This is a genomic window from Caballeronia novacaledonica (genome assembly GCF_900258035.1).
GTDB classification, from domain to species: domain Bacteria; phylum Pseudomonadota; class Gammaproteobacteria; order Burkholderiales; family Burkholderiaceae; genus Caballeronia; species Caballeronia novacaledonica.
Window position 1 is genome coordinate 176,359 of record NZ_OGTP01000010.1, and the last position, 12,214, is coordinate 188,572.

Sequence of the window (12,214 nt, forward strand, 5' to 3'; positions counted from 1 at the left end):
AGGCATGCACGCCGCATTCCCGCGCCGCGTCAGTAGTCGGCGCGCTCGCGGTCGATGCGCATGCCGCCGTCCTGATTGCGGTGATGCGGTTCGTCGCTCGGACGCTCGCGCGCGATGCGCATCACGTCCGGATTGGTGCGCACACGGCGCATGACGTTCGCCAGGTGCACGCGGTCGCTCACCTGGATCACGAAGCGCAAGAGCTTCGCTTCCTGCGACACGTCTTCGTCCATCGCGATATGCACGATGTTCGCGTCGGCCGACGTGATATCCGCCGCGACGCGCGCGAAGACGCCCTTCGTGTTCTTCACGAGCACCTTGACGGCGACATCGAACAGACGTCCCGGCTGCGGCGCCCACGCGACATCGATCCAGCGGCCCGGATCGCGCCGATGAATACGCTGCGCGACGCGGCATTCGGTCGTGTGGATCGCCATGCCGAGCCCGATGCCGATGTAGCCCATGATGTCGTCGCCGGGAATCGGGCGGCAGCACGGCGACAATTGCACCGACATGCCTTCCGTGCCCGTGATGACGACCGGCGGCGCGGTATTGGTGTTGTGATGCTCGCGATGCGGATGCTCGTCGTCGTCGGCGATGCCGTTCATCAACACTTCGATGCGCTTGGCCATCACCGCCGCCACGCGCCGGCCGAGACCGATGTCCGCGAAAATTTCCTGCCGCGTCTTGTTGCCGGTCCACTGCACGAGCTTTTCCCACACTTCCGGCGTGACGTCCGACAGCGCGAGGCCATAGCCCTTGAGACTCTGATCGACGAGCCGCTCGCCCAACTGGACGGACTCGTTCAGGCGCATCGTCTTCAGGTAATGACGGATCGCCGAGCGCGCCTTGCCGGTGCGCACAAAGCCGAGCCACGCGGGATTCGGTTTCGAATACGGCGCGGTGATCACTTCGACGATATCGCCGCTTTTCAGCTCCGTGCGCAGCGGCAGGAGCTCGTTGTTGATCTTCACCGCGACGCACTGGTTGCCGAGGTCGCTGTGAATCGAATACGCGAAGTCGAGCGCGGTCGCGCCGCGCGGCAGCGGCATGATCTTCGACTTCGGCGTGAAGACGTAGACCGCGTCCGGGAACAGGTCGATCTTGACGTGTTCGAGAAATTCGCTCGAATCGCCCGCTTCGCTTTGAATGTCGAGCAGCGACTTGAGCCATTGATGCGCGCGCTTCTGCACGTCGTTCAGGTCCGCGCCGCCGTTCTTGTAGAGCCAGTGCGCCGCGACGCCCGCCTCGGCGATCTCGTGCATCTTGCGCGTGCGGATCTGAAACTCGATCGGCGCGCCGAACGGACCGACGAGCGTGGTATGCAGGGACTGATAGCCGTTCACCTTCGGAATGGCGATGTAGTCCTTGAACTTTCCCGGCACGGGCTTGTAGAGCGCGTGCAGCGCGCCGATGCACGTATAGCATTCCAGCGCGCTCTCGACCACCACGCGAAAACCGTAGACGTCGAGCACCTGCGAAAACGACAACTGCTTGTCGCGCATCTTCTTGTAGATGCTGAAGATCGTTTTCTCGCGGCCGGTGACTTCCGCGTTGATCTTGGCATCGGCGATGGTGCGCTGCACCGCTTCGAGAATCTTGCCGACCACTTCGCGCCGATTGCCGCGCGCGGCCTTCACCGCTTTTTCGAGCGTAGCGTAGCGGTTCGGATTGAAGTTCGCGAAAGACAGATCCTGCAGTTCGCGATACGTGTTGTTCAGGCCGAGCCGGTGCGCGATCGGCGCGTAGATATCCAGCGTTTCGCGCGCCACGCGCCGGCGCTTCTCCGGCGGCACCGCGCCGAGCGTGCGCATGTTGTGCAGCCGGTCGGCGAGCTTGACGAGAATGACGCGCACGTCGCGCGCCATCGCGAGCAGCATCTTGCGGAAGTTTTCCGCCTGCGCTTCCTCGCGATTGCGGAATTCCATCTTGTCCAGTTTGGACAAACCGTCGACCAGTTCCGCGACCTTCGCGCCGAAACGCTCCGCGATCTCGGTCTTGGTCACGCCCTGATCTTCGATCACGTCATGCAGCAGCGCGGCCATGATCGACTGCGCATCGAGCTTCCAGCCCGCGCAGATTTCCGCGACCGCGACCGGATGCGTGATGTACGGCTCGCCGCTCTGGCGATACTGCCCGAGATGCGCTTCGTCGCTGAAGTGGAACGCCGCCTTGACTTCCTTGATCTCTTCCGGGGTGATGTAGCCCGCGAGCGCATTCGTCAGTTTCGCGATGGAAACGACGTCGTGCTTGCGCGGCTGCTCCGGCGTGGCGGTCGGGCCGAACAGATGGCGGAAGGACTGTTCGAGGACCGCGTCGATGTACTTGCGCGCCGCATGCGGCTTGTCGGCGTCGAGCACGGAATCCTGATCGATTTCGAGCTCGTGGTCCACGGCGGCGGAGATGGGCAACGGTGTCTGACTCATCTTCCCCTCCGTGGTGACGTGACGCGCTGGGTCGTCGGTTGCAAAAAATGAAACCGTGCGGAACGGCAGCCCTTAGACGGGCACCTTCTTCAACATTTCGATACCAACCTGGCCCGCGGCGATCTCGCGCAGCGCGACGACGGTCGGCTTGTCGCGGCTTTCGATTTTCGGCGTGTGGCCCTGCGCGAGCTGGCGCGCGCGATACGTTGCCGCGAGCGCGAGCTCGAAGCGATTCGGGATTTGTTTCAGGCAGTCTTCGACGGTGATGCGGGCCATGTTTGTTTCCTTCGGAATATGGGTTTTATTCTACCTTATGTGACCGATCGACCCGGCCACTGCAGTGCGTCATGCCTGCGGCGTGGAGTGGATGCCGAGGTCCACGAAAAGCTGCGTATTGCGCGCGTATTGCGACGTGAAGCGCAGGCGCGTCGCGGCGACGAGACAGCGCAGTTCGGTGAGCGCGCGATCGAAGTTCTCGTTGATGACGACATACTCCGCTTCGGACGCATGCGCCATCTCGCTGCCGGCCGCGAGCAGGCGTCGCACGATCACTTTTTCGGAATCCTGGCCGCGTTTCTTGAGGCGATCTTCGAGCGCGTCGAGCGACGGCGGCAGAATGAAAATTTCCACCGCGTTGCGAAACTGCTTCTTCACCTGCTGCGCGCCCTGCCAGTCGATTTCGAGCAGCACGTCGTGGCCCTGCTTCATCTGCTCGGCGATCCACAGCTTCGACGTCGCATAGTAGTTGCCGTGCACCTCGGCGGACTCCAGAAACTCGCCCTTGTCGCGCCGCTCCATGAACTCGTCGACGGACACGAAGTGATACTGCACGCCGTTGGTTTCCTTCGAACGCGCTTCGCGCGTCGTGTACGAAACCGACAACAGGATGTCCGCATCCTCGGCGAGCAGCGCGTTCACGAGCGTGGACTTGCCCGCGCCCGACGGCGCGACGACCATGAACAGATTGCCGGGATAGATGCCCGTGTAATGGCTATGCGAGCGGTGTGTGGTATTCGGCATGATGTTGCGTTACTCCAGATTCTGTACTTGCTCGCGCATCTGCTCGATGAGCAGCTTGAGCGTCATCGATGCGTCCGCGAGTTCCTTCGCGGCCGCCTTCGAGCCGAGCGTGTTCGCTTCGCGGTTCAGCTCCTGCATCATGAAGTCGAGCCGCTTGCCGACCTTGCCGCCCTTTTGCAGCACGTGGCGCGTTTCGTTCAGATGCGCGGTGAGACGCTGCAATTCTTCCGCGATGTCGATGCGGATGCCGTACATCGTCACTTCCTGACGGATGCGCTCGGCGATTTCTTCGCGCGGCACGCTCGTCGTGATGGCCGCGCCGCCTTCGGTGGTCGCGATGCCGAGCGCGTCCTGCAGACGCTCGACGATCTTCTGCTGATGCTTCGCGATGAGTTCCGGCACGAGCGGCGTGATGCGCGCGACGATGGCTTCCATTTCCGTCACGTTCTCGATGAGCACGCGGCCGAGCGCCGCGCCTTCACGCGCGCGCACTTCGATGAGATCGGCGATCGCCTGCTTGCCGCACGCGAGCACCGCTTCGCGCAGCGTTTCCTGCGACACCGCGCTTTCCGCGAGCACGCCGGGCCAGCGCAGGATTTCGCCGGTGCGCATGCGTTCGGAATCGGGGAAGACGTCGAGCACGGCGCGTTCGAGCGTGGCGAGCTGCGTGAGCGCCTCGCGATTGAGCGCGCCCGCGTTCGCCGTCTGCTCGACGCGATTCAGGTTGATGCGGATATCGACCTTGCCGCGCGAGAGCTTCGTCATGAGCATTTCGCGCAATTGCGGCTCGGTCGCGCGCACGTCTTCGGGCATGCGGAAATTCAGATCGAGAAAGCGCGAATTCACCGTGCGCAATTCCACCGATACACCGACGCCCGAACCGCCCGCGCCATTGGGACCCGCGCCATCCGCGACGACTTCGCGCGTCGCGCTGGCATAGCCTGTCATGCTGTAGATCATGGTACGTCTCGCGATATGCGCCTTCATTGCGAAGGCCGATTCACCGAAACGCCCGGCGCTCTTTGAAGTGCTTTGGGATGGGCACGCGTTTGGCCGCCGGGCGAGGAATCCGCATTATCCCATTTTTGTCGCGAAGCCCGCCCGGACGGCGCGTGCGCGAGCGACGCCGCATTGTGATTGACGATAAAATCGTCGGGTTCCGCCGGGTTTTCCCGCTCAATTCTCTCGAACACACTCCATGACCGACTCTCCCCTGCTGAAGCCTTCTCCTCCGCGCCCGAGCGGCCGCCGCGCGAACCAGTTGCGCGACGTGCGCATCACGCGCAATTACACGAAGCACGCGGAAGGCTCGGTGCTTGTCGAATTCGGCGATACCAAGGTGATCTGCACGGCGAGCGTCGCCGAGCGCGTGCCCGAGTTTCTGCGCGGACGCGAGCAAGGCTGGCTCACCGCCGAATACGGCATGCTGCCGCGCGCGACGCACACGCGCAGCGACCGCGAAGCCGCGCGCGGCAAGCAGACGGGCCGCACGCAGGAAATCCAGCGGCTGATCGGCCGCGCGCTGCGCTCGGTGTTCGACCTGAACGTGCTCGGCGCGCGCACGCTGCATATCGATTGCGACGTGATCCAGGCCGACGGCGGCACGCGCACGGCGAGCATCACGGGCGCGTTCGTCGCCGCGCACGACGCGATCGGCAAGCTGCTCGCGGCCGGCAAGATCGCGAAGACGCCGGTCAAGGACTTCGTCGCGGCGATCTCGGTCGGCATTTTCGAAGGCGCGCCCGTGCTCGATCTCGACTACGACGAAGACTCGCAGTGCGACACCGACATGAACGTCGTGATGACGGGCGCGGGCGGGTTCGTCGAAGTTCAGGGCACGGCGGAAGGCGCGCCCTTCACGCGCGACGAGATGAACGAGCTGATCGCGCTCGCCGACAGCGGCATCAAGGCGCTGATCCTGAAGCAGAAGGAAGCACTGGGGATTCATGGTGTCTGACGCACAGGGTCTGGGCCGCGTGGTGCTCGCGTCGAACAACGCGGGCAAGCTGCGCGAATTCGCATCGCTGCTGGACGCGGCGGGCATCGAACTGATCGCGCAAGGCGAGCTCGGCGTGCCCGAAGCGCCGGAGCCGCACGTGACGTTCGTCGAGAACGCGCTGGCGAAGGCGCGGCATGCGGCGACGCTCACCGGACTGCCCGCGCTCGCCGACGATTCCGGCCTGTGCGTGCGCGCACTGAACGGCGCGCCGGGCGTGTATTCGGCGCGCTATGCGTCGATGAACGGCGGCGCGAAGAGCGATGCGGCGAACAACGCCCGGCTCGTCGCCGATCTCGCCGGTCAAGCGGATCGCCGCGCGTACTACTTCTGCGTGCTCGTGCTCGTGCGTCACGCTGACGATCCCGAGCCGCTCGTCGCGGAAGGCCGCTGGCATGGCGAAGTGATCGACGTCCCGCGCGGCGCGAACGGCTTCGGCTACGATCCGCACTTTTTCCTGCCGGCGCTCAACGCGAGCGCCGCCGAGCTCGATCCGGCGCGCAAGAACGCGCTGAGCCATCGCGCGCTCGCGCTGCGCGAACTGCTGCAACGACTGAAGGAACTTGCGTGAGCGCCGGACCGAAGACGATCAACGTGGTGAAGGCTTTCACGTCGCCGGGAAGCATCCGGCTGACGTCGTTGCCGCCGCTCTCGCTGTATGTGCATTTTCCGTGGTGCGTGCGCAAGTGCCCGTATTGCGACTTCAACTCGCATGAGTGGAAGGACGACACGTTCCCCGAGGAACGCTATCTCGACGCCTTGCGCGCCGATCTCGAAAGCGCGTTGCCGCTCGTGTGGGGACGGCAGGTGCATACGATCTTCATCGGCGGCGGCACGCCATCGCTGCTGTCGGCCAAAGGTCTGGACCGGCTGCTCTCCGATGCGCGCGCGTTGCTGCCCATCGACGCCGACGCCGAGATCACGCTCGAAGCCAATCCCGGCACGTTCGAAGCCGCGAAATTCGCGTCGTTCCGCGCGAGCGGCGTGAACCGTCTGTCGATCGGAATTCAGAGCTTCAACGAGGCGCATCTGAAGGCGCTCGGCCGCATCCACGACGCGACGCAGGCGAAGAAAGCCGTCGAAATCGCCGCGAAGCATTTCGACAACTTCAATCTCGATCTGATGTTCGCGCTGCCGCAGCAATCGCTCGACGAATGCAGGCACGACATCGACACGGCCATTTCCTTCGCGCCGCCGCATCTGTCGCTGTATCACCTGACGATGGAGCCGAACACGCTTTTCGCCAAGTACCCGCCCGCCCTGCCCGACGACGACGCCTCCGCCGACATGCAGGACTGGATTCACGAACGCACGCGTGACGCCGGTTACGCGCGATACGAAGTGTCGGCGTATGCGAAGCCGCATCGGCAGAGCCGCCACAATCTGAACTACTGGCGTTTCGGTGACTATCTCGGCATCGGCGCGGGCGCGCATACGAAGCTGTCGTTTCCGTCGAAGATTCTGCGTCAGGCGCGCTTCAAGCATCCGGCGACGTACATGGATCACGCGCTCTCGCCCGCCGAAACCGCAATCCAGGAAGAACGCGAGGTCGGCCCGCGCGATCTGCCGTTCGAATTCATGCTGAACACGCTGCGTCTCGTCGAAGGCTTTCCGGTGCATGCGTTCGTCGAGCGCACGGGTTTGTCGCTGTCGGCAATCGAACCCGCGCTCGTCGACGCGGAGAAGCGCGGGCTCATCACGCGCGATGTCGAGCGCATTGCGCCGACCGAACTCGGCCAGCGCTTTCTCAACGATCTGCAGGAGCTGTTCTTGAAGGATCCGCACAATTGAGCGCACCGACGATGGCGCCGGACCCGGTGATGCGGCATCGCCCGTTCGCGCTTTTCTGGACCGCGCGGGTGATGTCGTCGGTGGCGTTTCAGATGATGTCGGTCGCGATCGGATGGCAGGTCTATTCGATCACGCATAGCGCGTATGCGCTCGGTCTCGTCGGCCTGGCGCAGTTTCTGCCGATGTTCGTGCTGACGCTCGTGGTCGGGCACGTCGCGGATCGTTACGACAGGCGCACGATCGCGTACGTGTGCCAGTCGATCGAGGGCGTGGCCGCGTTCGTGCTGTGTCTCGGCGCATGGCACGGCTGGCACGACGTGGCGCCGATCTACGCGATCGCCGCGATCACCGGCGCGGCGCGCGCGTTCGAATCGCCTTCGATGGCCGCGCTCCTGCCGAATCTCGTCGCGCGCAATCAGTTGCAGCATGCGAGCGCATGGTCGACGTCCGCGAACCAGACCGCGCAAATCCTCGGGCCGGCGATGGGCGGCGTACTCTACGGGCTCGGCGCGCTGACTGTGTACGGCGCGGTGACCGTGGCGTTCTTCGTCGCTGCGTGCGCGGTGGCCGCGATCAAGATCGACGAAGCGGTGCGCATGCGTGCGCCGCTGTCGCTGGAGGCGCTCTTTTCCGGCATCGGCTTCATTCGCAGCAAGCCGGTGATTCTCGGCGCGCTGTCGCTCGATCTCTTCGCGGTGCTGCTCGGCGGCGCGACCGCGCTTCTGCCGGTGTACGCGCACGACATCCTGCACACCGGGCCGTGGGGACTCGGAATTCTGCGCGCGGCGCCTGCGGTCGGCGCGCTCGCCGGATCGATCTGGCTCGCGCATTTTCCGTTGCGGCAGCGCGCGGGCAATGCGCTGTTCGGCGGCGTGATCGCGTTTGGCATCGCGACCATCGTGTTCGGGCTGTCGCGCAATATCTATGTGTCGCTCGTCGCGCTTGCGGCGCTGGGGGCGTCGGATGTGATCAGCGTCGTCGTGCGCATGTCGCTCGTGCAGTTGCAGACGCCCGATGAAATGCGCGGGCGCGTCGGCGCGATCAATTCGCTGTTCATCGGGACGTCGAACCAGCTCGGCGAGTTCGAATCGGGGATGACGGCGGGACTGTTCGGTGCGGTGCCGGCGGTGCTGATCGGCGGGATCGGGACGATTGTCGTCGCGATGTTGTGGATGCGGCTTTTTCCCGCGCTCAAGGCGACGAAATCGCTCGAAGGTTGAACGTTTCTGAACCGCGATGAGTTGCGCTACAATACGCGCCTTGCTGGAGGTGTGGCCGAGCGGTTTAAGGCACCGGTCTTGAAAACCGGCGAAGGAGTGATCCTTCCGTGAGTTCGAATCTCACCGCCTCCGCCAGAACGCCTATCCCCGCTTGTCCCCTTCCGTCTGAAACAATCCCGAAACGCTCGCCAGATAATGCTTTCAGCCCGAAAGTCGCCTCGCTAGTTCTCCGACTTCATCGCCCGTAATCCGGTTCAGTCGTGATTTTTATAGGGGCGTGTACCAAAGAGGTCGAGGGCATCGGCACGCAATTCTGACGGCGGCGCGATCGGGCGAGATCGACAAGAAGCGCGCTATCTGGTCGATACCGGCCGAGCAGGCCGCGTTCGCGCTCGTTGAAGCGCTTGAATCCCAGGCTGCGACCTGATTTTTCCAAGCCCGCGCGCAGGCGGCATGATGTTGCCCGATCTGATGCGGCGCCGCACGGCTTCCGCTCGAAGTTCGCGACTGACAGACGACGAATCACTCACGCGAGGGAAGCCGCCATGCCCGGTCGACCTTCCGCACTTCATGAGCGGGCATGAGCGCGCGATGCCATCCGCCGATCAATGGCACGTAGTAGGAATATCCCCATTCGGGAAACGACATGTCACCTCCGTTCACTCGCGGAGCGACATGAATATCATGGAATCCTAATCTGCTTAATACCGTTACACAGAAAAGCACATCGGCTTCGGGCGGTTCTCCGTGTCCGGGAGCCCTTGGCCATCGTCCCCTTCGCCAAAAAAATCGAAGTGAACACAATGCCCCGAACACCATCTAACCGCCTCATCCATAACAACGCGGAGAACCGCCATGAAGCCAGGCCGCATCATGCCCATCCTCTTCGGCTGCCTCGCCGCCGTAAGCCTGCCGGCACAAGCCCAGCCTCAAGCCAACGCGCAATGGCGCGCGACCGAAGCAACGCTCTTCGACCTGATACAGAACGGTTATGGAATCGTCGCGGTGACGAGCGTAGCCGCACGCAGCACCGGTCTTCCGGAAGACACGTACGTGCTTCAGAAAACCAACAGCCTCTATCGTTGCGTGGAGACGCGCGCGGCTGAAACAGGCACGGTTCGATCCGCCGCGCCGATACGCTGCGCGGAACTGGTCAAGCCGTACACCGACTGAAAAGCGGCAAGCGCCGCCTTTCGATCAATTGTCGTCGGACCGGACGGGCGGACGAACGTGCGGAACCGGCTCCGCCTTGTCCGCATCCGGCTTTGGCGCGGCGCGCCTGGATTCGCTTTTCGCATGCGGCGCGGCAACCGGTTGCGTTTCCCGTGCGGGCGCACCCGCCGGCGCCGGATGGTTCTTGCGTGACATGGCATTCTCCCGAAAACCGGGGACATCCCCTGTCTACATTAGCACCGTTCAGCCAACCGGCGCCTCGCCCTCGCCCGACTGCTTGCCGGGCCTGTCGTTCGGACCCTGCTTGCGGTTCTCATCGTCGCGCTCCGGCAGCTTGCTTTTCTCGTTGTCGCTGTGTTCCGTGGTCTGGCCGTCTTCCGGACGATTCGTTTCGCTGTTCATGGCGCCCTCCTGAAATGCTTTCGAATGAAAACATAATCAGCAAATCCCGCGCCCGAACGCGCGCCAGCGCACGCATTCGTTCCGCCGCCGAACCGTGGAGCGCCTACTATTAAGGTAACGCCAGTTTCGCCATTGCCTGCGATGTCCGCGTCACGTTCCTGCATCACCCTTGCGCTTGTCGGTGTATTCGCGATGAGCGCCTGCACCATCACCCCGCCGCCCAGCGTCGTGGCCGCGCGCGCCGCCGCGCCGGCCGTGTCTGCGCCGACGCTCGACGAATACAAGGCACGCATCGCCCAGCGCATCTTCGAGCGCAATCCCTCGCTCGTGCTGAAAGGCACGCCGCAAGCCATGCTGCGCTCGTTCGTGCTCGTGTCCTTCACGGTCGATCGCGGCGGACGGCTCGTCGATTCGTCGGTGTATCGCACAAACGGCGACGACGACGCCGAAGCCACCGCGCTCGCCTCGCTGCGACGCGCATCGCCGCTGCCCGCGCCGCCCGCGCGTCTCCTGAACGGCAAAGGTCAACTCGAACTGTTCGAAGGATGGATGTTCAACGACAACGGCCAGTTCCAGTTGCAAACCTCACACTCGCCGCAGGCGACGACCATCGATTGATTGGCGCCCGCCCAGCACGCTCGTTATAATTTTTTGCACCCCTGCCGGACCCGCTTCCGGCGCGGCCTTCGTCTCGCGCCCACCCCGCGCGTCGCGCGAAGCGCCTGAGCGCAGCCCGGCTGCGCCGCGACATCACGCGCTACTCGCGCCGTCAAAGCTGGCTTTCCCGCCATCGCATCGCAATTCCTACATAAAACTTACGCACGTCAAGCGACGGCATCGTCCGGCAACACGACAACGCAACAACGGAGACATCATGTCCTCACCCTCGCTTTCCGCCGCCAATCCCGGCGACGGATCCCAAAGCGCTTCTCGCGTCATTTTCGCGAGCTTCATCGGCACCGCGATCGAGTTTTACGACTTTTATGTCTACGCAACCGCCGCCGCGCTCGTCATCGGACCGGTGTTTTTTCCGCACGACTCGCCCGCCGCGCAAGCGCTCTCCGCCTTCGTCACGTTCGGCATCGCGTTCTTTGCGCGGCCCATCGGCTCGTTCATCTTCGGTCACTTCGGCGACCGCATCGGCCGCAAATCCACGCTCGTCGCCTCGTTGCTCGTGATGGGCGTCTCGACGACGCTCATCGGCTTCGTGCCCGGCTACGATTCGATCGGCAGCCTCGCGCCGATCCTCCTGTGCGTGCTGCGCTTCGGGCAAGGCATCGGGCTCGGCGGCGAATGGGGCGGCGCCGCGCTGCTCGCGACCGAATACGCGCCGAAAGGCAAGCGCGGTCTTTTCGGGATGTTTCCGCAGCTCGGGCCTTCGATCGGCTTTCTCGCGTCGAACGGCCTCTTCTTCGGTCTCGCGCTGTCGCTCTCCGACGAACAGTTCCGAAGCTGGGGCTGGCGCGTGCCGTTCATCGTCAGCGCCGTGCTGGTCGCGCTCGGCCTCTACGTGCGCCTGAAAATCGCGGAGACGCCGGCGTTTCGCGCGGCCGTGGAACGCAAGGAGCGCGTGAAGGTGCCGGTCGCGACACTGCTGTCCAGCCATCTCGTGCCGACACTGCTCGGCGCGTTCGCGATGGTCGTCTGCTACACGCTCTTCTACATCTCGACGGTGTTCTCGCTGTCCTACGGCGTCGCCAAGCTGCATTTCGCGCGCGAAACGTTTCTCGGACTGCTGTGCTTCGCCGTGCTCTTCATGGCGATCGCCACGCCGATTTCCGCGATCGCGAGCGACCGCTTCGGACGCAGGCCCGTGCTGATCGTCGGCTGCCTGCTCGCGATTCTGTCCGGCTTCGCGATGGCTCCGCTTCTCGGCAGCGGCGACACCATCCAAGTCGCGCTCTTCCTCACGATCGAGCTGTTCCTGATGGGCGTGACCTTCGCGCCGATGGGCGCCCTGCTGCCCGAGCTCTTCCCGACCAACGTGCGCTACACGGGCGCGGGCGTCGCGTACAACCTCGGCGGGATTCTGGGTGCGTCGGTCGCGCCTTACATCGCGCAACTGCTCGCCAATCGCGGCGGGCTGACGTGGGTGGGCGGCTATGTGTCGGCGGCGGCGGCGGTGAGCCTGATCGCCGTGCTGTGCATGCGCGAGACGCGCAACATCGCACTGGAATGAGCGCGGA

13 protein-coding genes and 1 tRNA gene are annotated in these 12,214 nt (G+C 64.1%); 8 read left to right on the forward strand and 6 right to left on the reverse strand.

What is annotated here, in order from left to right; translation table 11 throughout:
* Nucleotides 1-29 precede the first annotated feature (29 nt).
* The 4 genes from NOV72_RS16690 to NOV72_RS16705 all read right to left on the reverse strand — a co-directional run bounded on the left by NOV72_RS16690 (nt 30) and on the right by NOV72_RS16705 (nt 4,406).
* Nucleotides 30-2,426, reverse strand: coding sequence for a RelA/SpoT family protein (locus tag NOV72_RS16690; protein ID WP_106855702.1), 2,397 nt, complete (start codon nt 2,424-2,426; stop codon nt 30-32).
* A 72-nt stretch (nt 2,427-2,498) separates the two neighbouring features.
* Nucleotides 2,499-2,702 carry a DNA-directed RNA polymerase subunit omega gene (gene rpoZ, locus NOV72_RS16695; protein WP_006999799.1) on the reverse strand — a complete coding sequence of 68 codons (204 nt, stop codon included), beginning with the start codon at nt 2,700-2,702 and terminating at the stop codon, nt 2,499-2,501.
* Nucleotides 2,703-2,771: 69 nt separating this feature from the next.
* The gene (gene gmk, locus NOV72_RS16700) at nt 2,772-3,446 is read right to left on the reverse strand and encodes a guanylate kinase (protein WP_106855703.1); all 675 of its coding nucleotides are present in this window, start codon (nt 3,444-3,446) and stop codon (nt 2,772-2,774) included.
* A gap of 9 nt (nt 3,447-3,455) precedes the next feature.
* The gene (locus tag NOV72_RS16705; RefSeq protein ID WP_106855743.1) at nt 3,456-4,406 is read right to left on the reverse strand and encodes a YicC/YloC family endoribonuclease; all 951 of its coding nucleotides are present in this window, start codon (nt 4,404-4,406) and stop codon (nt 3,456-3,458) included.
* Nucleotides 4,407-4,644: 238 nt separating this feature from the next.
* Between NOV72_RS16705 and rph the strand changes: the two genes are divergently transcribed.
* The 6 genes from rph (at nt 4,645) to NOV72_RS16735 (ending at nt 9,626) form a co-directional block, all read left to right on the forward strand.
* The gene (gene rph / locus NOV72_RS16710; RefSeq protein WP_106855704.1) at nt 4,645-5,403 is read left to right on the forward strand and encodes a ribonuclease PH; all 759 of its coding nucleotides are present in this window, start codon (nt 4,645-4,647) and stop codon (nt 5,401-5,403) included.
* A complete protein-coding gene (rdgB, locus tag NOV72_RS16715) occupies nt 5,393-6,013 on the forward strand; it encodes an RdgB/HAM1 family non-canonical purine NTP pyrophosphatase (protein WP_106855705.1) in 621 nt (206 codons plus the stop codon). Before rph ends, rdgB begins: the two co-directional genes overlap by 11 nt.
* Nucleotides 6,010-7,233 (forward strand): radical SAM family heme chaperone HemW, encoded by a 1,224-nt coding sequence (hemW, locus tag NOV72_RS16720; protein ID WP_106855706.1) that lies wholly within the window; start codon nt 6,010-6,012, stop codon nt 7,231-7,233. The genes rdgB and hemW overlap by 4 nt, the downstream gene beginning before the upstream one ends.
* Nucleotides 7,234-7,244: 11 nt before the next feature.
* Nucleotides 7,245-8,453, forward strand: coding sequence for an MFS transporter (locus NOV72_RS16725; RefSeq protein ID WP_245933072.1), 1,209 nt, complete (start codon nt 7,245-7,247; stop codon nt 8,451-8,453).
* A 45-nt stretch (nt 8,454-8,498) separates the two neighbouring features.
* A tRNA-Ser gene (locus tag NOV72_RS16730) sits at nt 8,499-8,588 on the forward strand.
* A 720-nt stretch (nt 8,589-9,308) separates the two neighbouring features.
* The gene (locus NOV72_RS16735) at nt 9,309-9,626 is read left to right on the forward strand and encodes a hypothetical protein (RefSeq protein WP_106855708.1); all 318 of its coding nucleotides are present in this window, start codon (nt 9,309-9,311) and stop codon (nt 9,624-9,626) included.
* A 24-nt stretch (nt 9,627-9,650) separates the two neighbouring features.
* Here the strand turns inward: NOV72_RS16735 and NOV72_RS32340 are convergent, their stop codons facing one another.
* Together NOV72_RS32340 and NOV72_RS32345 are read right to left on the reverse strand one after the other, a co-directional pair.
* A complete protein-coding gene (locus tag NOV72_RS32340) occupies nt 9,651-9,821 on the reverse strand; it encodes a hypothetical protein (RefSeq protein ID WP_181291078.1) in 171 nt (56 codons plus the stop codon).
* 48 nt (nt 9,822-9,869) lie between these two features.
* Nucleotides 9,870-10,028, reverse strand: coding sequence for a hypothetical protein (locus NOV72_RS32345; RefSeq protein WP_181291079.1), 159 nt, complete (start codon nt 10,026-10,028; stop codon nt 9,870-9,872).
* 141 nt (nt 10,029-10,169) lie between these two features.
* Here NOV72_RS32345 and NOV72_RS16740 point away from each other — a divergent pair, with 141 nt between their 5' ends.
* Entirely contained in the window at nt 10,170-10,646 is a 477-nt protein-coding gene (locus NOV72_RS16740) for a TonB family protein (protein WP_106855709.1), read from the forward strand.
* A gap of 256 nt (nt 10,647-10,902) precedes the next feature.
* A complete protein-coding gene (locus NOV72_RS16745) occupies nt 10,903-12,207 on the forward strand; it encodes an MFS transporter (protein ID WP_106855710.1) in 1,305 nt (434 codons plus the stop codon).
* Nucleotides 12,208-12,214: the final 7 nt, after the last annotated feature.